The 20,560-nt window shown below is 70.9% G+C and carries 22 protein-coding genes and 1 tRNA gene; 9 read left to right on the top strand and 14 right to left on the bottom strand.

The window, feature by feature from the left end; all coding sequences use genetic code 11:
• The first annotated feature begins 4 nt into the window (after nt 1–4).
• The 6 genes from ACIQGQ_RS13420 (at nt 5) to ACIQGQ_RS13395 (ending at nt 7,746) form a co-directional block, all read left to right on the top strand.
• A complete protein-coding gene (locus ACIQGQ_RS13420; RefSeq protein ID WP_402394535.1) occupies nt 5–1,720 on the top strand; it encodes an ABC transporter permease subunit in 1,716 nt (571 codons plus the stop codon).
• Nucleotides 1,720–2,958 carry an MDR family MFS transporter gene (locus ACIQGQ_RS13415; protein WP_402394844.1) on the top strand — a complete coding sequence of 413 codons (1,239 nt, stop codon included), beginning with the start codon at nt 1,720–1,722 and terminating at the stop codon, nt 2,956–2,958. The genes ACIQGQ_RS13420 and ACIQGQ_RS13415 overlap by 1 nt, the downstream gene beginning before the upstream one ends.
• Before the next feature lie 54 nt (nt 2,959–3,012).
• The gene (locus ACIQGQ_RS13410) at nt 3,013–3,420 is read left to right on the top strand and encodes a PPOX class F420-dependent oxidoreductase (RefSeq protein WP_402394532.1); all 408 of its coding nucleotides are present in this window, start codon (nt 3,013–3,015) and stop codon (nt 3,418–3,420) included.
• A gap of 81 nt (nt 3,421–3,501) precedes the next feature.
• Nucleotides 3,502–4,902 carry a cysteine--tRNA ligase gene (cysS, locus tag ACIQGQ_RS13405; RefSeq protein WP_402394529.1) on the top strand — a complete coding sequence of 467 codons (1,401 nt, stop codon included), beginning with the start codon at nt 3,502–3,504 and terminating at the stop codon, nt 4,900–4,902.
• A 124-nt stretch (nt 4,903–5,026) separates the two neighbouring features.
• Complete coding sequence (gene rlmB, locus ACIQGQ_RS13400) at nt 5,027–5,983, top strand: 23S rRNA (guanosine(2251)-2'-O)-methyltransferase RlmB (protein ID WP_402394526.1); 957 nt, start codon at nt 5,027–5,029, stop codon at nt 5,981–5,983.
• Between the two features lie 167 nt (nt 5,984–6,150).
• Complete coding sequence (locus ACIQGQ_RS13395; RefSeq protein ID WP_402394841.1) at nt 6,151–7,746, top strand: DoxX family membrane protein; 1,596 nt, start codon at nt 6,151–6,153, stop codon at nt 7,744–7,746.
• A gap of 124 nt (nt 7,747–7,870) precedes the next feature.
• Here the strand turns inward: ACIQGQ_RS13395 and ACIQGQ_RS13390 are convergent, their stop codons facing one another.
• From ACIQGQ_RS13390 to ACIQGQ_RS13380, 3 genes are all read right to left on the bottom strand, one after another.
• The gene (locus tag ACIQGQ_RS13390) at nt 7,871–8,581 is read right to left on the bottom strand and encodes a nucleotidyltransferase family protein (protein ID WP_366298431.1); all 711 of its coding nucleotides are present in this window, start codon (nt 8,579–8,581) and stop codon (nt 7,871–7,873) included.
• 49 nt (nt 8,582–8,630) lie between these two features.
• Nucleotides 8,631–9,044, bottom strand: a complete 414-nt coding sequence (locus ACIQGQ_RS13385) for a hypothetical protein (RefSeq protein WP_402394522.1) — start codon at nt 9,042–9,044, stop codon at nt 8,631–8,633.
• Nucleotides 9,045–9,220: 176 nt separating this feature from the next.
• Nucleotides 9,221–10,357, bottom strand: a complete 1,137-nt coding sequence (locus ACIQGQ_RS13380; RefSeq protein WP_366298429.1) for a sn-glycerol-3-phosphate ABC transporter ATP-binding protein UgpC — start codon at nt 10,355–10,357, stop codon at nt 9,221–9,223.
• Nucleotides 10,358–10,536: 179 nt separating this feature from the next.
• Here ACIQGQ_RS13380 and ACIQGQ_RS13375 point away from each other — a divergent pair.
• Nucleotides 10,537–10,613, top strand: a tRNA-Thr gene (locus ACIQGQ_RS13375).
• A gap of 40 nt (nt 10,614–10,653) precedes the next feature.
• On the opposite strand, the gene ACIQGQ_RS13370 is transcribed toward ACIQGQ_RS13375, so the two are convergent.
• The 3 genes from ACIQGQ_RS13370 to ACIQGQ_RS13360 form a co-directional block, all read right to left on the bottom strand.
• Nucleotides 10,654–12,408, bottom strand: a complete 1,755-nt coding sequence (locus ACIQGQ_RS13370; RefSeq protein WP_402394519.1) for a tyrosine-type recombinase/integrase — start codon at nt 12,406–12,408, stop codon at nt 10,654–10,656.
• A complete protein-coding gene (locus ACIQGQ_RS13365) occupies nt 12,405–13,106 on the bottom strand; it encodes a hypothetical protein (protein WP_402394517.1) in 702 nt (233 codons plus the stop codon). The genes ACIQGQ_RS13370 and ACIQGQ_RS13365 overlap by 4 nt, the downstream gene beginning before the upstream one ends.
• Before the next feature lie 599 nt (nt 13,107–13,705).
• Nucleotides 13,706–14,086, bottom strand: a complete 381-nt coding sequence (locus tag ACIQGQ_RS13360; RefSeq protein ID WP_402394515.1) for a hypothetical protein — start codon at nt 14,084–14,086, stop codon at nt 13,706–13,708.
• A 161-nt stretch (nt 14,087–14,247) separates the two neighbouring features.
• Here ACIQGQ_RS13360 and ACIQGQ_RS13355 point away from each other — a divergent pair, with 161 nt between their 5' ends.
• A complete protein-coding gene (locus ACIQGQ_RS13355; RefSeq protein WP_383771405.1) occupies nt 14,248–14,502 on the top strand; it encodes a GntR family transcriptional regulator in 255 nt (84 codons plus the stop codon).
• A gap of 42 nt (nt 14,503–14,544) precedes the next feature.
• On the opposite strand, the gene tgmC is transcribed toward ACIQGQ_RS13355, so the two are convergent.
• From tgmC to ACIQGQ_RS13325, 6 genes are read right to left on the bottom strand one after another with little or no spacing between them, the layout of a single operon-like run.
• On the bottom strand, nt 14,545–15,711 hold the full coding sequence (gene tgmC / locus ACIQGQ_RS13350; RefSeq protein WP_402394512.1) for an ATP-grasp peptide maturase system methyltransferase: 1,167 nt from the start codon (nt 15,709–15,711) through the stop codon (nt 14,545–14,547).
• A 7-nt stretch (nt 15,712–15,718) separates the two neighbouring features.
• The gene (tgmB, locus tag ACIQGQ_RS13345) at nt 15,719–16,684 is read right to left on the bottom strand and encodes an ATP-grasp ribosomal peptide maturase (protein ID WP_402394509.1); all 966 of its coding nucleotides are present in this window, start codon (nt 16,682–16,684) and stop codon (nt 15,719–15,721) included.
• A complete protein-coding gene (tgmA, locus tag ACIQGQ_RS13340) occupies nt 16,681–16,974 on the bottom strand; it encodes a putative ATP-grasp-modified RiPP (RefSeq protein WP_383771189.1) in 294 nt (97 codons plus the stop codon). Before tgmA ends, tgmB begins: the two co-directional genes overlap by 4 nt.
• A gap of 14 nt (nt 16,975–16,988) precedes the next feature.
• Nucleotides 16,989–17,369, bottom strand: a complete 381-nt coding sequence (locus tag ACIQGQ_RS13335) for a hypothetical protein (protein ID WP_402394506.1) — start codon at nt 17,367–17,369, stop codon at nt 16,989–16,991.
• Nucleotides 17,366–17,887 (bottom strand): hypothetical protein, encoded by a 522-nt coding sequence (locus tag ACIQGQ_RS13330; protein ID WP_385203586.1) that lies wholly within the window; start codon nt 17,885–17,887, stop codon nt 17,366–17,368. Before ACIQGQ_RS13330 ends, ACIQGQ_RS13335 begins: the two co-directional genes overlap by 4 nt.
• The gene (locus ACIQGQ_RS13325) at nt 17,790–18,296 is read right to left on the bottom strand and encodes an ATP-binding protein (protein ID WP_402394838.1); all 507 of its coding nucleotides are present in this window, start codon (nt 18,294–18,296) and stop codon (nt 17,790–17,792) included. Before ACIQGQ_RS13325 ends, ACIQGQ_RS13330 begins: the two co-directional genes overlap by 98 nt.
• Before the next feature lie 252 nt (nt 18,297–18,548).
• On the opposite strand from ACIQGQ_RS13325, the gene ACIQGQ_RS13320 reads away from it, so the two are divergent.
• Nucleotides 18,549–19,901: a transcriptional regulator gene (locus ACIQGQ_RS13320; RefSeq protein WP_385203589.1), complete on the top strand. Its 1,353-nt coding sequence runs from the start codon at nt 18,549–18,551 to the stop codon at nt 19,899–19,901.
• A gap of 64 nt (nt 19,902–19,965) precedes the next feature.
• Here ACIQGQ_RS13320 and ACIQGQ_RS13315 read toward each other — a convergent pair whose 3' ends face one another.
• On the bottom strand, nt 19,966–20,220 hold the full coding sequence (locus ACIQGQ_RS13315; protein ID WP_402394502.1) for a hypothetical protein: 255 nt from the start codon (nt 20,218–20,220) through the stop codon (nt 19,966–19,968).
• A complete protein-coding gene (locus tag ACIQGQ_RS13310) occupies nt 20,217–20,474 on the bottom strand; it encodes a hypothetical protein (protein WP_402394499.1) in 258 nt (85 codons plus the stop codon). The genes ACIQGQ_RS13315 and ACIQGQ_RS13310 overlap by 4 nt, the downstream gene beginning before the upstream one ends.
• Nucleotides 20,475–20,560 lie beyond the last annotated feature (86 nt).

Genomic DNA, 20,560 nt, shown 5'->3' with positions numbered 1-20,560 from the left:
CCGGGTGAAGCACCTGGCGGGGCGGCTGGGCACCCTCCTCGCGGTCGTCGCCGTCATCGGGCTGCTGCCCCGGCTGACCCGGACCGACCCGGCGCTCACGATCCTGCACGCCCGGTACGCCGACCGGCCGCCCACCCCCGAGACCCTCGACGCGATCCGCGCCGGAACCGGACTCGACGGCGGCCCGCTCACCGTCCTCGGCCGCTGGCTGGCCGGGCTGCTCCACGGCGACCTCGGCACCTCCTGGGTCTCCGGACAGCCGGTCGCCCCCGACGTCCGGTCCGCGCTCGGCGTCTCGCTCACCCTGATGGGCCTCTCGCTCGCCGTCGCCCTGGCGCTGGCCGCCGCCCTCTGCGCGGGCACGCTGCGGCGCGGGGCGCGGCGGCGGATCGTCACCGCGCGGGCCGGGGCGCTCGCCGCCGTCCTCGCCGCGCTGCCGGAGTTCCTGCTCGCCGCCGTGCTGGCCGCCGTCGTCGCCGTACGGCTCGGCTGGCTGCCCGCGCTCGGCTGGGGGAGCCCCGCCCAGGCGGTGCTGCCCGCGCTGGCCATGGGCGTACCGGCGGGCGCGCTGCTCGGCCGGCTGCTCGACGACGCGCTGCCCGCCGCCTTCGCCGAACCGTGGGCGCGGGCGGCGGCCGCGGGCGGACTGCCCGGCCGCCGCGTCGCCCGGCACGCCCTGCGCCGCACCCTGCCCGGACTGCTGCCCCAGCTCGGCCTGGTCGTCGTCGGGCTCACCGGCGGCGCCGTCGCCGTCGAGACCCTGTACGCCGTGCCCGGCCTCGGCGGTACGGCGCTGGCCGCGGCCCTCGCCCAGGACCTGCCGGTCCTCCAGTCCTGCGTCCTGGTCCTGCTGCTCCTCGGCGTCCTCGCCGGCGCCGTCACCCGGCTCGCCGCCCGCACCCTGCTCGGCCCCGCACTGCGCGACGGGGCGCTCCCCGCGCTGGTCCCCCCGGTCCTGCCCGCCCGGCGGCTGCTCACCGCCGGGGCCGTGCTGCTCGCCGTGCTCCTCGTCGCGGCCACCGTCGCCGGGCTGCTGCGCGACCCGCTGCACGTCGACGCCGCCGCCCGGCTCGCCGCCCCGTCCGCCGCCCACCCCCTGGGCACCGACCAGCTCGGCCGCGACGTCCTGGCCCGCCTCGGCCACGGCGCCGCCCGCACCGTCCTCACCGCGCTCGCCGTCTCCGCCGCGACCCTGCTGGCCGGGCTGGTCCTCGGCGCGGTCCGGGCCGGCGCGCTCACCGAGAGCGCCAACGCCCTGCCCGCGATCCTCTCCGGCCTGGTCGTCGCGGGCATCGCGGGCCCCGGCCCGTGGGGCGCCGCCGTCGCCGTCGCGGCCGTCGCCTGGGCCCCGCTCGCCGCCCACACCTCCGCCCTGTACGCCCAGGAGAAGGCGGCCCCGCACATCGCGGCGGCCCGCGCGACGGGCGCCGGCCCCCGGCACGTGGCCCGGCGCCACCTGCTGCCCGCCGTGCTGCCCCCGGTCCTGCGCCACGCCGTGCTGCGCGTCCCGGCCATCGCCCTGGCCCTCGCCTCGCTCGGCTTCCTCGGCCTGGGCGCGCAGCCCCCGGCGCCGGAGTGGGGCCGGATGCTCGCGGAGAACCTCCCGTACGCCGAACGCGCCCCCTGGCCCGTACTGGCCCCGGCCGCCGCCCTGGCCGTCCTCGGCGCCCTGGCCGTCCTCACCGCGGCGGCGGTCCGCGGCCGTACGAAGGCACCGTGATGCTCCCCGTCGCCGAGGCACCCGCACGGCGGGCCACCACCACCCCCTACCTCCGCCTCCTCACCACCACCCAGTTCGCCTTCAACACCGGCTTCTACGCCGTACTGCCCTACCTCGCCGGACACCTCGGCACCGGTCTCGGCATGGCCGGCTGGCTCGTCGGCCTCGTCCTCGGCCTGCGCACCTTCAGCCAGCAGGGCCTCTTCGTCGTCGGCGGCGCCCTCACCGACCGGTACGGGCCCCGGCCCGTCGTCCTCGCCGGCTGCGCCCTGCGGATCGCCGGATTCGGCTGGCTGGCCGTCGCCGGATCGACCGCGACGGTCATCGCCGCGGTGGTCCTGGTCGGCTTCGCCGCCGCGCTGTTCTCGCCCGCCGTCGAGTCCGAGACCGCCCGCGAGGCCGTCCGCCACGAACGGGCCACCGGCACCCCGCGCGCCCAGGTCCTCGCCGTCTTCTCCGCCGCCGGACAGGCCGGGGCCTTCGTCGGACCGCTGCTCGGCTCCCTGCTCCTGCTCCTCGACGACGGCTTCCGGGCCACCTGCCTCGCGGGCGCGCTGGTCTTCGCCGCGGTCCTCGCCGGACATGCCCGGCTGATGCCCCGCCGCGCCCCCGTCACCCGTACGGCCCGCCCCCGGCACTCCGTGCGCGAGGTGTTCGGCAACCGCCCCTTCCTGGTGCTCTGCCTCGCGTACAGCAGCTACCTGATCGCGTACAACCAGCTCTACCTCGCGCTGCCCGCCGAGGTGGAGGAGGCCACCGGGACGCAGTCCGCGCTCGGCTGGCTGTTCGCGCTCTCCTCGCTGCTGGTCGTCTGCGCCCAGCTGCCGCTCACCCGCTTCGCCGCCCGCCGGACCGCCCCGCGCACCGCGCTCGTCACGGGGCTGCTCGTCGTGGCCGCCGGGTTCGCCGCCGTCCCGCTCGCCCCGGCCGGGCCCGGCGGGCTGCTGCCCGGGGCCGTCCTCGTCGTCCTGCTCACCCTCGGCCAGATGCTGCTGGTCCCGGCCGCGCGCGGGCTCGTACCGGACCTGGTCGACGACCGACGGCTCGGGCTGGCCACCGGGGCGCTCTCGTCCGTCTCCGGGATCGCCGTGCTCGTCGGCAGCGCCGCCACCGGGGCGCTGCTCCAGGCGCCCGGCCCCCTCCGCTGGGCGGTCCTCGCCGCCGTACCGCTGACCGGCGCCGTGCTGGCTTCCACCCTTCCGGTGAATGGCCGGGAAAAGGGGAATCTGAGCGGCTGAGCGGAGGTTGCGCCACCGGAAGGAAGCACCGATCGTCTCGGGAGGACGTACGCCATGACCGCCGCACTCTCCGCAGGACTCAAGGAACTCCTCGACAGCCCCGTCTTCGTCACCGTCGCCACCATCCAGCCCGACGGCAGCCCCCAGCTCTCCCCCGTCTGGGTCAAGCGGGACGGCGACGACCTGCTGATCTCGACGTCGGTGGGCCGCCGCAAGGAGCAGAACCTGCGCCGGGACCCGCGGGTCTCCGTGGTCGTGCAGCCGTTCGCCGCCCCGTACACCTACGCCGAGATCCGCGGCACCGCCGAGCTGTCCACCGAGGGCGCCGAGGACCTCATGAACGAGCTGTCGCTGAAGTACACCGGCAAGAAGTTCGCGGAGTTCAACCCCTCGGCCGCGAACGACGACGCGGAGCGGGTGATCGTCCGGATCACGCCGAGGAAGGTCGTCGGCCGGGTCTGAACCGCCGCCGCGCCACGAAGTCCGCCCCGCGATTTGCCAAGAGGTCGCGGGGCACTGGTGCGCGCCCACTACCCTTGAGGCGTGACTCTTCGCCTGTACGACACCAGCGCCCGGCAGATCCGTGACTTCGTACCGCTCACCGCGGGCTGTGTCTCGATCTACCTCTGTGGCGCGACCGTCCAGGCCGCTCCGCACATCGGGCACATCCGGTCCGGGCTGAACTTCGACATCATGCGCCGCTGGTTCGAGTACCGCGGCTACGACGTCACGTTCATCCGGAACGTCACCGACATCGACGACAAGATCATCACGAAGTCGGCCGAGCAGGGCCGCCCGTGGTGGGCCATCGGCTACGAGAACGAGCGGGCGTTCAACGCCGGCTACGACGCGCTCGGCTGCCTCCCGCCCACCTACGAACCGCGTGCGACCGGCCACGTGCCCGAGATGATCGAGATGATGCGGGGCCTGATCGAGCGCGGTCACGCCTACGAGGCGGACGGCAACGTCTACTTCGACGTGCGCTCCTTCCCCGGCTACCTGGAGCTCTCCAACCAGGATCTCGACGACCTGCGCCAGCCCTCCGGCGACGAGACCGGAAAGCGCGACCAGCGCGACTTCGCCATGTGGAAGGCGGCCAAGCCGGGCGAGCCCAGCTGGGAGACCCCGTGGGGCCGCGGCCGCCCCGGCTGGCACCTGGAGTGCTCCGCCATGGCGCACAAGTACCTCGGCACCGCCTTCGACATCCACGGCGGCGGCATCGACCTGATCTTCCCGCACCACGAGAACGAGATCGCCCAGGCCAAGGCGTTCGGCGACGAGTTCGCGAAGTACTGGGTGCACAACGGCTGGGTCACCATGTCCGGCGAGAAGATGTCGAAGTCGCTGGGCAACTCGGTCCTGGTCAGCGAGATGGTCAAGGCGTGGCGCCCGATCGTGCTGCGCTACTACCTCGGCACCCCGCACTACCGGTCGATGATCGAGTACAGCGAGGAGGCCCTGCGCGAGGCCGAGTCCGCGTTCGCGCGGATCGAGGGCTTCGTCCAGCGCGTCACCGAGAAGGCGGGCGAGCAGGTCGCCCCCGCCACCGAGGTGCCGCCCGCCTTCGCCGAGGCGATGGACGACGACCTGGGCGTCCCGCAGGCGCTCGCGATCGTCCACACCACGGTCCGGCAGGGCAACTCCGCGCTGGCCGCCGACGACAAGGAGAGCGCGGTCGCCCGGCTCGGGGAGGTCCGGGCGATGCTCGGCGTCCTCGGCCTCGACCCGCTCGACGACCACTGGGCCGGCGGCGACGACCGCGGCGACGACCTGCACGGGGTCGTCGACACGCTCGTACGCCTGGTCCTGGACCAGCGGCAGGCGGCCCGCGAGCGCAAGGACTGGCCCGCGGCCGACGCCATCCGCGACCAGCTGGGCCAGTCCGGGCTCGTCATCGAGGACAGCCCGTCCGGACCTCGCTGGACCCTCGGCCCACGCTCGTAGGCCCCGCGTGTGCCGTCCGGCCTCCCGGGCGGCACACTTCATTTACGTACGCACGTCCGACACGTGCGCGTCCGGCACCCACGTCCGACGCGCACCTCTGAGCAGCAAACGAAACAGGTAGGTCATGGCCGGGAACAGCCAGCGCAGGAACCGCCGCACGTCCAACAAGAAGGGCGCGCAGGTCGGCAGCGGTGGCCAGCGACGCCGTGGCCTGGAGGGCAAGGGCCCCACGCCGCCCGCCTCCGCCCGCAAGGGGCACAAGAAGAACCGCATCGCCAACGCCCAGGCCAAGCAGGCCGTGGCCCGCCGCCCCGCCCCGCGCCGCGGCGGCGTCAAGGGCTCCTCCGAGATGGTCGTCGGCCGCAACCCGGTCTACGAGGCCCTGCGCGACGGCGTCCCGGCCACCACCCTGTACGTCCAGCAGTACATCGACAACGACGAGCGGGTCCGCGAGGCCCTCCAGCTCGCCGGCGACCGCGGCAACATCAACCTGATGGAGGCCCCGCGCGCCGAGCTGGACCGGATGACCAAGGGCCTGAACCACCAGGGCCTCGTCCTCCAGGTCCCGCCGTACGAGTACGCGCACCCCGAGGACCTCACCGCCGCCGCGTACGACGAGGGCGACGACCCCCTGATCGTCGCCCTCGACGGCGTCACCGACCCGCGCAACCTCGGCGCGATCGTCCGCTCCGTCTCCGCCTTCGGCGGCCACGGCGTGGTCGTCCCCGAGCGGCGCGCGGCCGGGATGACGGCGGGCGCCTGGAAGTCCTCGGCCGGCACGGCGGCCCGTACGCCGGTCGCCCGGGTGACCAACCTGACCCGCGCCCTGGAGGGCTACCAGAAGGCCGGTCTCACCGTCGTCGGCCTCGCCGCCGACGGCGAGCACACGGTGGAGGACCTGGAGGCCCTGGACGGCCCGGTCGTCATCGTCATCGGCAGCGAGGGCAAGGGCCTGGGCCGCCTGGTCGGCGAGACCTGCGACTACCGGGTCCGCATCTCGATGCCGGGCGGCGCCGAGTCGCTGAACGCCGGTGTCGCGGCCGGGATCGTGCTGTACGAGGTCGCCCGCCGCCGGGGCTGAGACCCGGCGGTACGGGGGCGGCCCGGCAGGTCCGCCCCCGTACCCGACCCCATTGACGGGCCTCGGACACATCGGGGCCGTCAAGGCAGTGTCCTAACCACACATCACTCGGTTAGATGAGTGTGGACACCAGAACGCCTCGGTTCGACGACCAACCCGCCCTGAGTATGGCCAAGGTGGACTGCGATCCTGCGCAGGTCATCGTCAACCACGCCAGCTTCCGGGTGCGGCTCGCCCCCGGCCAGCGCCCGCGGCTGCGCGGTCTGGCCCCGGCCGGCGCCGCCAGGATTCCCGCCATGAGCGGAGCAGGAGCGGCCCGCGGCCGGCGCGCGCCCGTCGTGTGGAGCGGCAGGTCCGAGCCCGGCGACGCCGGGGCCAGCGGACTCCTCCAGGCCGTGCGGAACACCGCCGTGGGCCGCCCCGCCACCGGGTACGACGCCTACGCGCCCGCCGATCGCGACGGCGGGCCCGCCACGGCCGGCACCCGCCTCATCGACCTCCTCGAAGAGACCCAGCCCACTCCCGTCGTCACCGCCCCGCACCAGCCGGGCGGCTACGGTGGCGGGCCGCTGCTGCCGCCGATGCGCCGCGCGGTCGGCGCCTACGACACCGACGACGGCCCGTTCCCGCCCGGCAGCTACGACGCCTACGGCGACGGCTTCCCCGACGACGGGGCGGACGGTGCGGAGGAGACGGCAGAGGCCCGCGACGGGCGCGAGAGCGCCGACTCGGTACGGAACGCGTACTTCCCCGGCCGCCGGATGAACCTCGGCGTCGTCCTGCTGCCGCTGCGGGTCTTCCTCGGCTTCATCTCGATCTACGCGGGCATGGGCAAGCTCTGCGACCCCGTCTTCTTCGACGGCGGCGAGCGCGGCTCCATGGTCAAGTGGCTGACCGCGCTGCACCCCTGGGCGCAGGCCGAGCCGCTGCGCGACTTCGCGCTCGCGCACCCCGTCGGCGCCGGGCTCAGCGTCGCCTTCCTCCAGGTCGTCGTCGGCGTCCTCACCGTTCTCGGCCTCTGGCAGCGGGTCGCCGCGGCGGTCGGCGCGCTGCTGTCGGCCGCCCTGCTGCTCACGGTGAGCTGGCGCACCGTCGCCGCCTACGACGCGCCGGACATCATCTACCTCGCCGCGTGGAGCCCGCTGATCATCGCGGGGGCGCCGGTCTACTCGATCGACGGGCGGCTCGCCGGTGAGGCCTGGCGCAGGCTCGGTCCGCGCTCGGCCATCTGGGACCTGCGCCGCCGGGTGCTCCGCCGGGGCGCGCTGTGCGCCGCGCTGGTCGTGGGCCTGACGCTGCTGGTGGGTTCGGTGCTCGGGGGCGCGGTCCGCTCCTCCGGGGTGGTCACGGTCCCCGGCCCGAACGGCGACCCGACCAACCAGCTCCCCGGCGTCCCGCTGCCGGAGGAGTCCCGTACGGGCGGGACCTCGCAGAGCCCGGACCACCGCAGCCCCGCCCCGTCCCGCAGCGGCGCCGCCGTGGCGCCCACCGCACCGCCCACCCCGACCGCGGGCACCACGCAGGGGACGGCGGGTCAGGTGGCCGGTGCCGGCCAGCCCAGCGCGACCCAGGGCACCGGGCAGCAGGCCCCGCAGCAGACGACCCCGCAGCAGCCCCCGTCCGCCAGCAGCTCCGGCCCGACGTCCGCCGGCTCCACCGGCACGGGCGGCGGCTCCACGGGCGGCTCCGACAACGGCGGCGGTACGGACGACGGCGCCTCGTCCGGCGCCGGACGGAACCCGATCGGCGGCCTGCTCGGCTGAGCGACGCGGGCCCGCGCGACGGAGGTTCCTGCGACGGAGGGGCGGTCACCGGTTTCCGTACCGGTGACCGCCCCTCCGTTCGCTGCGGGCGTCCGTCGCGGGTGCCCGTCCTGCGCTCCTGCTCCTACCGCCCGTCGAGCTCCTTGGCGGCCTCGGTGAGGTCCTTCGCCGTGTCGATGGCCCGCCAGTACGCCCCGTGCGGCAGCGGGTAGCCGGCCAGCCGGCGCTCCCGGGCCAGCCGGGGGAAGGTGGTCCGCTCGTGGTCGCCCCTGTCCGGCAGCAGCCCCGTGAAGGCGGGGGAGAAGACGTACACCCCGGCGTTGATCAGATACGGGGACGGCGGCGACTCGATGAAGTCGGTGATGTGCCCGAACGCGTCCGTCTCGACGGCACCCCAGGGGATGCGGGGACGGGCCAGGGCCAGGGTGGCGGTCGCATCGCGTTCGGCGTGGAACGCGGCCATCTCGCGCAGGGAGAAGCGCGTCCAGATGTCGCCGTTGGTGGCGTACCAGGGCTGCTCGGGGTCGGGGAGCCGGGCGGCCGCGTACTTCAGGCCGCCGCCGCGGCCCAGCGGCTCGGACTCCACGACGGTCGTCACGCGCAGCGGAAGCACCGCCGAGTCCAGCCACTCCTGCAGTACCTCGGCCAGATGCCCGCACGACACCACGACATCGGTCACGCCCTCGGCGGCCAGCCAGGAAAGCTGATGGCCGATGATCGGCGTCCCGGTTCCCGGGATCTCGACCATCGGCTTGGGGCGGTCATCGGTGTACGGGCGCAGCCGTGATCCCTGGCCACCCGCCAGAACCACGGCCTGCGTCGGATACGTATGCATGCCAGGCACCCTATGCGGTGCCCGGCACGCGGTGCCCGGCGCGGGCGGTTCAGCTGAACCGGGCGACGCCCGAGGCGAAGGACGTGTCGCAGACGGGGCGGGAGAAGCGGTGGGCGTGGGTCGGGCCGTACTTCTCGACGGCCGCGCGGCCCAGCGCCCGGGCGATCGACATGCAGTGCCGGGCGAGGGAGGGGCGGCCCTCGACGGAGCGCTGGAGGTCGGTGAGGGCGACGCCCGGGTCCTTCTCCCGGAGCTCCACGAGCAGCCGGTCGCGCAGGGCGTCCTGCGGGGTGCGCGTGGCGGGGCGCTCGGAGATGTCGTGCGTCGCCGCGGCGAGGACCTGCGGCTCGGAGTTGTGGGCTGCCCACGGCACGCTGGTGACAGCGAGAGTCCCGGAGAGGACCATCACGACGGGCAGTACGAAGGCAAGGGATCGGCCGATGCGGCGCGCAGTGTGGGTCACGCAGCGAGCGTAGCGGGCGGTAATGCCATGGCGACATTCCGTCACTCTTGCGAGGGATGGTTCGAGGAAGCTTTTCGAATTACGCATTGACGAACGGCCCCGAAACACCCGATATGTCGGATGTTTCAGGGCCGTTCACGGTTGTTCAGAACCGTTCAGCGCGTGATGCGCGGGCGTCAGTCGGTGAGACGGGCACCCGTGGAGGTCGAGAAGACGTGCAGCTCGTCCGGGCGCGGCACGACGTGCAGCTTGGTGCCCTTCTCCGGGACGGCGCGGCCGCCGACGCGGACGACCAGGTCCTTGTCCTCGCCGCCGACCCGCGCGGAGCCGTAGACGAAGCCGTCGGCGCCGAGCTCCTCGACGACGTTGACCGAGACGGCGAGGCCGGCCGGGGCGTCCGAGCTGTCCTTGGACAGGGCCTTCGCGGCGGCGCCGCCGTGCTCGACGATGTCGAAGTGCTCGGGGCGGATGCCGACCGTGACGGTCGTGTCGCCCTTGTCGGCGGCGGCGGAGAGCGCCTCGCGGGAGACCGGGACGACGCTGTTGCCGAACTTCACGCCACCGTCGGTGATCGGGACCTCGATCAGGTTCATCGCCGGGGAGCCGATGAAGCCGGCCACGAAGAGGTTGGCGGGCTTGTCGTACATGTTGCGCGGCGAGTCGACCTGCTGGAGCAGACCGTCCTTGAGGACCGCGACCCGGTCGCCCATGGTGAGGGCCTCGACCTGGTCGTGGGTGACGTACACGGTCGTGATGCCCAGACGGCGCTGGAGCGAGGCGATCTGCGTACGGGTGGAGACGCGGAGCTTGGCGTCGAGGTTCGACAGCGGCTCGTCCATGAGGAAGACCTGCGGCTCACGCACGATGGCACGGCCCATCGCCACACGCTGGCGCTGACCACCGGAGAGCGCCTTCGGCTTGCGGTCGAGGTACTCGGTGAGGTCCAGCATCTTGGCGGCCTCTTCGACCTTCGCCCGGATCTCGGTCTTGTTGACACCGGCGATCTTGAGCGCGAAGCCCATGTTGTCCGCGACGGTCATGTGCGGGTACAGCGCGTAGTTCTGGAACACCATGGCGATGTCCCGGTCCTTCGGCGGCAGGTGCGTGACGTCGCGGTCACCGATGCGGATCGCGCCGCCGTTGACGTCCTCAAGACCCGCGAGCATGCGCAGGGAGGTCGACTTGCCACAACCGGAAGGACCGACGAGGACGAGGAACTCGCCGTCCGCGATGTCGATCTCCAGCTGGTCCACGGCCGGCTTCGTGGAGCCGGGGTAGATACGGGACGCCTTGTCGAACGTAACGCTGGCCATGCTGATCTTCTCCTCCACCGGCAGGAACGTGCCGGACGATCCGAGTGACGGGAGTGGTCTGGTCCACTTGAGTGAACCTTCAGCGACGCTACCTGGACATTTGGAATCTGTCAGTAGTTCGAGGTCCGCGAAATTTCCGGACCGCGAGGGGTGCGACGTTGGTTACACTGCTCCGGCACGCCTCCTTAGCTCAGCTGGCCAGAGCAACGCACTTGTAATGCGTAGGTCGTCGGTTCGAATCCGACAGGGGGCTCCAGAGAGGTCCTGGTCAGATAGCCCCTGACCAGGGCTTTTTCTTATACCCGGGTCAGTCGGGGGCGGAACTCGATGATCTTCGCACCCTCTTGCGTGCCCATTGCGTGCCCATCGGTGTCAGAAACCGGTGTCCGACCGGACAGACGGTCGAGGGTCAACTGCATGACTTCTTCGGCCGTCCGGCCGTCCTGCTGTGCGGCCTCGACGATCTTCGCGAGCAGGTGGTCGATGCCCAACTGCGCCGCCTGCTCGATACGCGGGTCGACGGAAGTCTCGACGGGCTGACGAGCCGCGCCGCGAGGAACCATGGCGGCCGTCGCTTCGGCGGCGTCTCGCGCAGCCTTGGGCATGACCGACTGATAGATGTCCCGGGTGATCCGGCTATCGCTGTGCCCGAGGGTCTCGGACACGATCTTGACGTCGACGCCGGCGGCGAGCATGAGCGAGGCAGCGACGTGCCGCAGGTCGTGCAGGCGGATCGCGGGCAGGCCGGACAGTTCTATGAACCGCTCGAACATGTCCGTCAGAGTCCCGGGGTGAATCCATTCCCCGTTCTCCTGAGTGAAGATGCGTCCGGTGTCCTGCCACGCGTCACCCCATTCGAGGCGCTCCGCAGCCTGCGCCGCCCGGTGCGCTTCGAGCACCTCGACGGTGTACTCGTCGAGCGAGATGATCCGCTCGCCACTGTCCGTCTTGGGAGCCGACTCGACGACGTCCCAACCGTCCTGCACGAGCTGCGTCGCGATGGTGAGTTCGCCGGTCTCGGTGTTGAAGTCGGACCACCTCAGCCCGCACGCCTCGCCGCGCCGCAGGCCCCGGAACGTGATCAGGTGGAACAACGGCAGCAGCCGGTGCCGGAAGTCGGCGAGGAAGTCGAGGAACGCACCCGCCTGTTCCGGTGTCCAGACCATGACCGGGCTCGGCTTCTGCCCGGTGCGCAGCCACTCGGCGACCCGCTCATCGGTCCACACCATCGCCTTGGGGCGCTTCGCGGCGGCGAGTTCGACATGCTGTGCCGCGTTGAACGTGATCGAGCCCCGGCCGATGGCGACGTTCAAGGCGGCCCGAAGCGTCGCCCTGATGTGCTGCTGAGTCGAGGGCCCCGTGACGCGCCGGAACGGCGGCATCGCGGCTATGGCTTCCTTCATGGCCTTCCGGCGGGCGCGGTTCTCCCCGCCCTTCCACGGAATCGACTTGAGCTCGGTCACCGCCGCGCGGCGGGCGGCGTTGGCCTCGATGATCTCGACGTTCGCCTGCGCGATGGCCTCGAACATCTCGTCGAGGTGCGGCACCGTGAGCCGATCGACCCGGATCGTGCCGATGTAGGGGATCAAGTGGCACCGGATGTCGACGTCGTACCGCGCGAGGCCGCTCGCGCGCAGCGCCTTCTTACCGGCGAGCCACAGGCGAAGCCACTCGGCGATGGTCATGTGCTGCGTGAGCGACTGCCCCGTGCCGAACTTCCGCTTCACCTCGTCGTGGTCGGGGATGGCTTCCGTGGTGGCCGAGATCCCGGCGAGCAGGTCGCCGAGGCGGGCGCGGCCCTCGGCGTCGTCCTTGTCGGCGATGTTGAGCAGCGCGCGCACCTTGTCGAGGTCGGTCTGCGCGTCGGTCTGCGTCTCGTATCCGGCGCGGCGGAAGAGACGGCGGTCGCCGTCGGCGGTCGGCGGCAGTTCCTGCCGGATCGTCCATACGCCGTGCTTGCGCTGTGTGCGCTTGGAGCAGCGGGAACCCAGAGGTTTCCCGTCCTTGCCACGGCAGTAGCAGCGCCGTGTCGTGGTGCCTTTCGCGGTCACTCGTGGTCCCTTCGGTTGGGTTGGGTGGGGGCGTCGAGCAGTTCGAGCCGCTTCAAGTCCTCGGCCAACTCGGTTGGCAGATCGGGGACGGTGAGGCACGCGCGGACCATGTCGTTCACGACCTGCGCGAGCTCGTCGAGGCGGTCGACGTACTCGATTTGTGCGCTCGGGTCGAGCGCGGCCCGCAAGCGGGTCTTACGGGCCGCCTCACGGCGCCGGGCGAGTTCGGGGTACAGGGAGACCGGATAGGCCGCCGTGCCCCATGCAGAGGCCCACGTCTGGCCGGTCCCGGTGAACTCCCGGGAGTCGGCGACGTATCGCCCGTCGATCGGCCCGTCGAGCGTCGGCATCGACTCGCCGGTCATCCACTGCCACACCGTGTAGGGGTCGCGCGGATCGGCGGCCGGGACGGTGGGCACCTGGCCCTCGCTCCCGAGCGGGAGCATCAGGAGCAAGGGGGGTGTGGCGAGGGCGAGGCCGAGCACGAGCAGGTCGTCGACGGTCACCGGACGGCGGCGCTGTTTGCCCCCGCCGTCCGCTCGCCCGGTCTCGATGCTGACGATCACGGCGTACGTGATGTCGGGGCGCCCGAGGCGGGCGCACTCGGCGGCGAGGTCGTTCCGGTTCATGCCGAGGCGCTCTCGGTGCCGGCGGATCTGCGCGGCGACGACGTCGCTCACTGTCTGGTGACTGTGCATTTCGCAAAGCTAGCTTTGTTTCTTGCAAAGCGTCAACCTTGATCGTACGTTGCTGATCTAGGCGCTACCGGTACCGCCGGGCCGTAGCGCACACCAATGTCACGAGGGGTAGGAGATGAGCGCCGCAGAGCAGGAGACGAGCACCGCAGGGCAGGGGATGACACACGACGAATTGATGTCGCTACCCGTCGCAGTCCCGTTGGAGACGGCGAATCGCGCGCTGCACCTTGGCCGGACGACCGGGTACCACCTCGCCCGGACCGGTAGGTACCCGGTGCGGGTGCTGCGCCACGGGCGGGCGTACAAGGTTTCGCGGTACGACCTGCACCGACACCTCGGAGCCGAGGTGCCCCCGGAGCCGGGCGACGGCGCCTGAGGGGAACGCAGCGGCAGGCCCCGCCCGGAACGCTTCCGGGCGGGGCCTGCCGCTGTTCAGAGTCCCCGGTGTCGTACGTGCTCGTTCGGGGTCGGGGCGGGGATGCAGTGAGGGGCGCAGTCGGGGCATGCTTCCACGGTGATCACGCCGCCGCTCGGGCGGCCCACGGTCCACGCGGGAACGGGAGCCGTTGTCTCACGATGGCAGCGGAAGCATATGGCGCTCACTGGGTGGAGCCCGCAGCGAGGAGTGCCCCGGGGTAGGTGTACGGGTAGTCGCGTCCTGCCTGTGCGAACGCTGCCGCGCGGCGGCGCTCACCCTGCCACTCTTGCTCGGTGCGCGGTGAGGGGAACCCGGCGACGTACGGCCGGACGACGGGCAACTCGTCGACGAACGGCCTGTCGCGCTCGATGACGTGCGGCGGTGCGGGTGTCTCCCACGACGTGAGCCAGATCGAAGGGGAGAGATCCACGGCCACGCGGGCCGGGGCAACGTAAGCGGCGGAGTGCCGCCCCGAGGTCTTGGTGCAGGCGCCGAGCCACAGCAGGGCGGCAACCCCCAGCAGTAGCAGCAGGGCGGGCAAGGTGGCGATAAGGTCGCGCATGTCGTCAGCTCCTTGATAGCTGGTGACGCCCCGGTGGCCGGTCGCAACGGCCCCGGGGCATCTTTCGTTCTGTAGGCGTCGACGGTAGCCAACTTGTCTACCTACGTCTACCAACGTATGGCTACGTGGGTTCTGTTTGGCTGGTTGTCTACGCTGCGTGCATGGACGATCGCAGGGTTGATCATGAAGCCGAGACCCCGGTTTATGTGCAGATCGCCGCGTATGTGGCGGATGACATTGAAAAGGGTGAGATCCCGGTCGGTCGGCGTATCCCGTCAGAGTCGACTCTCGTGCAGACCTACGGTGTTGCCCGTGAAACCGCGAGAGCGGCCGTTCGTCATCTGCGCGACAAGGGATACGTGCGCACGGTGCCGCAGCGCGGCAGCTTCGTCATCGAGCGTCCGGCGCACGACTAACTGTGTGGGCCACCCGCCCGTGCGGGTGGCCCACACGGGGCCCTACTTGGGCAGGGCCCAACTCGGCCCATCGGGAGAGCCGAGCCACACTTGCTGACGGTCAGGCGTCACGGTGACGCCGAAACCGGTCGCCGGCGGCGAGCCGGCGGCGTGCCACAACGCCATGGCCTTTTCGAGGTCGTCCCACAGAGCGTGCGGGCCCCCTTGCCGGACAGTCGACCCGCCGCCTGCCTGTGCGGTCAGAACGGCGAACGAGTCGTTCTCGGTGTCCAGGACGTAGGTGTGTTCCGTCCCGTCGTCGTCCCGCATGGTGAAGTACCGGGCGTTCGGCATGACGACCTGCGCCACGAACCCGCTGTCGGGCAAGGTGAGCAGCTCGGGGCCGTATGGAGTCTCCCGGGCCTTTCCTTCTTCCGGCGCAGGGATCACGCCCATGTTCGACGGCGCCGCCTGCTGCCGAGCGATCATGAAGCTCGTGTCAGCGGCGATGAACGGGCCTTCCGCCCGACCGTCCCCTGACGCGGTCAGCCGGACGAGTCCGAGCGAGCGCATCCATCCGCGCAGGGTGGTCACGATCAGCCCGTCGGGACGGGTCTGCGCGATCCACGCCGGGGGCACGTTGCGGACGCCGTAGGTCGCGATCGTCCGGTCGTACGGCGCGGGACCGACGTAACCGTGCCGACCGTCCTCGGTCACGAGCCGCGGGTAGTAGCCACAGGCCGCGAGCGCGTTTCGAGCCCTTCGCGCAACGTCGGCGTCGGTCTCGACCGACGTCACGTGCCTGTCGCCGAGGCGGTGGCAGAGGAGAGCAGTCGAGTAGCCGGTGCCGGTGCCCAGTTCCAGCACGGTCATGCCGTCGTGAACGTCGAGGTCTTCCAACATGCGCACGACGAGCGAGGGCAGGGTCGAGGACGACGTCGGGCTCGCGTTGCTGACCGGCTTGGGGTTGCTCCAGTCGAGGGGGCGCTCGTCGAACTGCGTGACGAGCGTCTGGTCGCTGTAGGCGATGGCCAGCCACTCGGCGGGTTGAACGATCTCGGGACTGATCGGCGACCAGGCAGTTACCCCCGGGTCGAGCAGCTCCACGTAGAACCGGGGCAGGAACTCGTGTCGAGGAACGCTCTCGACGGCCGCGCGCCACTCGGGGGAGCGCAACCAGTCACCGGCGGCGAGTTGGGCGGCGAGGCGCTGCCGCAGTTCTGCGGCCATGCTGAGGTCATCGGGTGGCATTCGTTCCTCGTTCCAATAGATCAGCCAGGGCCGCAGTCATGGGGAGGCCCGTGGGGGGTTCCATCCACGCCCACTGACCCGACGGGTTGCACTCGATGAATGTCCACTCGTCGCGGGTCAGGGCGAAGTCGAAAGCGCCGAAGACGAGACCGAAGTGCCGAAGGTAGGCGAAGATCGCACGCTCGACGTCGGGTGGTGTCGGGATGACGCTGTACGTGTGGGTCGTGTAGTCCGTGCGCCAGTCGAGCAGGTCGCAGTCAATGCGGACGGCGAAGATCTGATCTCCGATCACCGTCACCCGTACGTCGGCGTCCTTGTCGATCAAGGACTGGAACAGGTGCATCGTGCCTGCTACGCCGTCGTCGATCTCTTCGACGGCGACCTCGGCCACGCCGACAGTCTGAGAGACCCCGTCTCGGAGGTAGAGCGGGACGGACAGGGGCTTGAAGATCGTCGGCCCGTGCTCCTTGATGAACGCCCGAGCGTCGTCGGGGCGGTTCGTGATGAGCGTCGGCGGGAGTCTGAATCCGCTCGACGCAGCCGCAGCGAGACCAGCCGGCTTGTACTCGGCGTCGCCGATGCGGTTCGGATGGTTGACGTACAGGCAGTCAGGGAGGGACACCAGAACGCCGCCGAGCCCGAACCGGGCTTGTGCGGCGGCGAACCGCGCATCCTGCTCGTCGAGGTGAGGGAACGCGAACCCGGACGGCCGCCTGTAGTACAGCGACCGGACGTCGCCGAGTTCGGCAACGCGAGAGGGGGTCACGACGCTTCCGCGCCACTGTGTCAGTTCGCCGCCGATTCGGGCCGAACACGACAGGGTTGCCGGGAAGTCTCCGGAGTCGAACCGCACGACCGGGACACCCCGGTCGTGCAGCTCGTCAATCACGAGATCGGCGGTCGGGTCCTCAAGGTTGGTGACGACGGCGACCGGTCGATGCTTTTGTGTCACTGGTCGGTGTCGTTCCCGGTGTCCGTGTCGCCGCCGCCGTGACCGTCGGGCGAGGTGCCGGTGGGCGGGTTGGTGCCGCTGCTGGTGCCATGCCCGGGAGCCATGACCAGGGTGCCGGCGTTGTCGAAGTAGCGGCCGGTCTGGGTGGTCTCGTCGAGCTCGACGCGGACGTGCGCGCTCGTTCCGGTGTTGGGGAACGGCTCCAGGCGGCGCAGGCCCCACGGGGCCGGGGTGAGGTGCCCCTGAGGCAGAGGGGTACCGGTGGGGATTCGCTCGCTGTGGTTGAACATCGCGGTCCTTCCGATCAAGAGATGGATAGTGCCTTGCGATGGCGCCCCGCCCCGGTCGGCGCCGTGAACAGGCGGCCGACGGGGGCGGGAGTCTGGTTACCCGGACTGTCCTCCCGGAGATTGGAGGTCAGTACGAGTTGGTCGAGGCGGTACAAGCAGGCTCGGCAGGCGAAGAGGTCGGCGTGCATACCGCTGGACTGGACGGGGCCGAGCCACGTCACCTCGGTCTCGGCAGGCTCGCACCACAGCCAGCAGACCCCGGGGTGCCAGTCGTGCCGATCCGACAGGGCCGACACGTCCGGTGCCCCGGTCTCGGGGTCGACGTCGCGTCGCGTGGGCCGGAACACGGCATCGGATTCGGAAGGACGCAACGGCCCGAGCAGCGGGGTTGTCATGCCACACCACCGTGCCCTTTCCGAATCCAGGGAGCGGCCAGGTCGCGTACGTACGTCTTCCCGAGCACCATCCGGTCGGCTTCTGCGGCTGCGGTAATGAGTGAGTCGAGTACCGCGCGGTCTGTACCTCGGGGCACGGCGTCGAACATGACGGCGACGGCGACGGGGCCGCCGGCGCCGACGAACTCACTCCACCGGCCGACACCAACGGGCGCCCGGAGCAGGTAGCGGCATCCGCCGATCGACAGAAGCGCGGTTGTGCCCCGGTGAAGACGCAGGCACGAGCCGATGTCCGGCAAGGGGGCGGACGGTGGAGCGAGGCCGAGGGCCGAGCCGAGGCCGCGCATCCGCAGCTCGATCGAGTCGGCCGAATCACCGTGTCGTCGCGCAGGGGGATGCGTGATCAGCAAGAAGGCAACGTCACCGCCCAACGTGGAATCGAGCCATGTCGAGACGTTGATCAGGGCGAGCAATCCCGCCCCGGGAACCGGCAGCAAGGGGTCGGTGATCATCAGCACGACCCCCCTCTCGGGACCGCGATGGGCGGGGAGCCGGTGAGGCTGATTTCGGACCACACAGCCTTGCCGCGAGGGGTGATCGCGTCGACCCCCCCCACAGATCGGCGAACGCGTCGACAAGGAGCAGGCCGCGGCCCGAACTCTCGTCGCTGTTGGGAGTCCGGACCCGGGGGCGGCGGCGCGACTTGTCGAGAACCTCGATCCGGAGCAGCTCGCCGTCTTCACGTATCCGCACGAGGAAGCGCTGACCGGCGGTCGCGTGCCGCACGGCGTTCGTCGCGAGTTCTGAGACGCAGAGCAGGATGTCGTCGCGACGCGCGGTGAGGGGAAGCCCCCACTGATCGAGTGTGTCCCCTACGAAGGTTCGAGCCTCAGGAATGGCTTTGTCCTTGCGCAGGAACGCACGCATCACCTCGTGCACCTGGTCCCCTCTTCCTCGGGACAGGGGGCGACGTACCCGCGTAAGAGCGAGCAGGGCCGCAGACGGGCGGCGGCCCGTGATGTCTTGGCGACGGCGTCGTATCCCACTGCGGAACTCCCGTGTCGGAACTGCGGGTTCGTCGCATAGGCAACAGCCATCAGCGGGTCGGCGGTACCGTCGTTGGGGGTGGCAAAGGGTGTCACTTCGCTGCCACCCGCGAGTGAGGGGTATGGGTTCACCATGGAGAATCCGAACAGCGATCTTCGAGGGTGGTTGGAGCGCTCCGGCATGAGCCGGAAGGAACTCGCCCGCCGAGTCATCGCCGCAGCTCAAGCATGGGGGCAGCCGCATATCACCCCTGATGCGACGGCTGTGCGACGTTGGTTGGACGGCCAGCAGCCACGCCACCCGGTGCCCGAGATCGTCGCGGATGTCTTCTCGGCACACTTCAATTTTCGGGTCACAACATATGATTTGGGGTTCGGTGAGGGGCAGACCGCCGAACGCTCCCTCATCTACAACGCGTCGTTCGCGGTTACCGTGGAAGCTGTCACCGACTTGGGGAGAGCCGACGTGGATCGTAGGAAGTTCCTGGCCGGGGCACCGTTCGCTGCGGTCGCGGCCGTTGGACCGTCGCGCGACTGGCTGCTCAATGTCATTGATCAGCAACCGGAACCCGGCCCCCGGGTACGCCTTGAGGACGTCGTCGCCGTCAAGAACATGTTCGGCGAGTTTCAGAAGATGGACGTGCTCCAGGGGGGCGGCACGGGCAGGCTCATTCTCGCCGGGTACATGAATCAGCACGTCTACCCTCTGCTGCGTCGTACCCACACGGACGACGTTCGCCGATCGCTCTGCGAGGCAGCAGCAGAGCAGACGTACCTTCTCGGCTGGATGGCCTACGACTCGGGCGAGCACGGCACGGCGCAGCGCTACTTGATTCAGTCTCTGCGGCTTGCCGAGGAGTCGAAGAACGCGGCACTCGGCGCCCACGTGCTCGCCGGCATGGCCGATCAAGCGACTCTGCTGGGCAACCCGCAGGAAGGTCGCCGACTCGCGCAGGCAGGCCGAGCCGGTCTCGGCAAGGACACCTCGCCGGCATGTCTGGCGGATCTGTGGGCTCTCGAAGCGCGAGCCCTGGCCAAGCTCGGAGACAAGGAAGCCGCGATCAAGGCTGTGCGCCAGTCCGAGAGCGCCTACAGCCGTGTGCGGCTTGAACGGGAACCTGAGTGGGCGGCGTTCATCGACCCCGCGTACCTGCACGGCGAGCACGCCAACACGTTCAGGGACCTCAATCAGGCGACCACGGCGGAAGAGCACGCACGGGTGTCGATCGCTCATGCTCGTAAGCAGAAGCGCGCACGGCGAGGTGCGATGTCGCAGGCGGCCCTCGCGGTTGCCCATCTACAGCGGAAGGAACTTGAAGCCGCCCACGCAGCCGGGGTGCGAACGCTGCGCCTCTCACAGCAGGTGAAGAGCTCCCGCTGCGTCGAGGCCGTACGCGACTTGCAGCAGCGGATGCAGCCGTTCGGATCGGATCGGCTTGTCGCCGACTTCAACGAGCAGGTGCGAGAGTTCATGGCCGCCGCCTAGAGGCAGAGAACGCAGAAGACGCCCCCGCAGACCAGCCTCGGGCCGGTCTGCGGGGGCGTCTTGATCAGCGGGCAGCAGCCTGCCAGAGGGTGACGGCGAGGCCGATCACGGCGACCACGGCGAGGATGCTCGGCAGCGGCCACCTGTTCTCTTCGAGGGCGTCGAGCCGCTGCTCGTGGTCGGCTAGGCGGGCGTCGGTCTGGTCGCTGCGCTGTACGAGCAGGGCGAGGGAGCCGTCGAGTCTCGCGAATCCGGTCTCGACGGTCGCACGGAGTCGTTCGAGTTCGAGGGCGACGTCGCTGGGGGTCGGGTCGGTCACGGGCGACCGTCCCGGTGGAGAGCGAGCAGCTCGTCGTCGCGGTCCGGAGCAGTACGCAGCCACGACGGAAGCAGGGACTGTACGCCGGGGAGCGACATCACTCGGGCAGCGCCGCCGGCGACGGCGAGCGCCGCGGCGACCCACGGCAGCGTGGCCGGGACGCCGGACGCGTCGACGATGGCGGGGAGCAGGACGGCCAGGGCGAGCGTGGCCTGTACGAGGGTGCGCAGGGTCCGGCGGGAAGCGTCGGTCATGGGGAGTTCCTCTCTTGAAAACGGAGCGCCCCGCCCGCGAGCGGCGACGCTGTTGGTAAATCCCCGGCGGCTACCGAGGGGTTCGT

It is taken from the genome of Streptomyces sp. NPDC092952 (assembly GCF_044754785.1).
Lineage (GTDB): Bacteria > Actinomycetota > Actinomycetes > Streptomycetales > Streptomycetaceae > Streptomyces.
Note: the sequence above shows the minus strand (reverse complement) of the source record. Positions and strands in the feature narration are given on the sequence as shown.

What these genes read in the sequence shown, in the direction of transcription:
- rlmB (WP_402394526.1), top strand. Translation starts at nt 5,027, where the DNA reads ATGGCCGGGAACAGCCAGCGCAGGAACCGCCGCACGTCCAACAAGAAG.
- ACIQGQ_RS13335 (WP_402394506.1), bottom strand. Translation starts at nt 17,369, where the DNA reads ATGACAACCCCGCTGCTCGGGCCGTTGCGTCCTTCCGAATCCGATGCC.
- ACIQGQ_RS13365 (WP_402394517.1), bottom strand. Translation starts at nt 13,106, where the DNA reads ATGCACAGTCACCAGACAGTGAGCGACGTCGTCGCCGCGCAGATCCGC.
- ACIQGQ_RS13325 (WP_402394838.1), bottom strand. Translation starts at nt 18,296, where the DNA reads ATGCGTGCGTTCCTGCGCAAGGACAAAGCCATTCCTGAGGCTCGAACC.
- ACIQGQ_RS13310 (WP_402394499.1), bottom strand. Translation starts at nt 20,474, where the DNA reads ATGACCGACGCTTCCCGCCGGACCCTGCGCACCCTCGTACAGGCCACG.
- ACIQGQ_RS13360 (WP_402394515.1), bottom strand. Translation starts at nt 14,086, where the DNA reads ATGCGCGACCTTATCGCCACCTTGCCCGCCCTGCTGCTACTGCTGGGG.
- tgmA (WP_383771189.1), bottom strand. Translation starts at nt 16,974, where the DNA reads ATGTTCAACCACAGCGAGCGAATCCCCACCGGTACCCCTCTGCCTCAG.
- ACIQGQ_RS13415 (WP_402394844.1), top strand. Translation starts at nt 1,720, where the DNA reads ATGCTCCCCGTCGCCGAGGCACCCGCACGGCGGGCCACCACCACCCCC.
- ACIQGQ_RS13355 (WP_383771405.1), top strand. Translation starts at nt 14,248, where the DNA reads ATGGACGATCGCAGGGTTGATCATGAAGCCGAGACCCCGGTTTATGTG.
- ACIQGQ_RS13390 (WP_366298431.1), bottom strand. Translation starts at nt 8,581, where the DNA reads ATGCATACGTATCCGACGCAGGCCGTGGTTCTGGCGGGTGGCCAGGGA.
- tgmC (WP_402394512.1), bottom strand. Translation starts at nt 15,711, where the DNA reads ATGGCCGCAGAACTGCGGCAGCGCCTCGCCGCCCAACTCGCCGCCGGT.
- ACIQGQ_RS13320 (WP_385203589.1), top strand. Translation starts at nt 18,549, where the DNA reads ATGGAGAATCCGAACAGCGATCTTCGAGGGTGGTTGGAGCGCTCCGGC.
- ACIQGQ_RS13395 (WP_402394841.1), top strand. Translation starts at nt 6,151, where the DNA reads ATGGCCAAGGTGGACTGCGATCCTGCGCAGGTCATCGTCAACCACGCC.
- ACIQGQ_RS13380 (WP_366298429.1), bottom strand. Translation starts at nt 10,357, where the DNA reads ATGGCCAGCGTTACGTTCGACAAGGCGTCCCGTATCTACCCCGGCTCC.
- ACIQGQ_RS13410 (WP_402394532.1), top strand. Translation starts at nt 3,013, where the DNA reads ATGACCGCCGCACTCTCCGCAGGACTCAAGGAACTCCTCGACAGCCCC.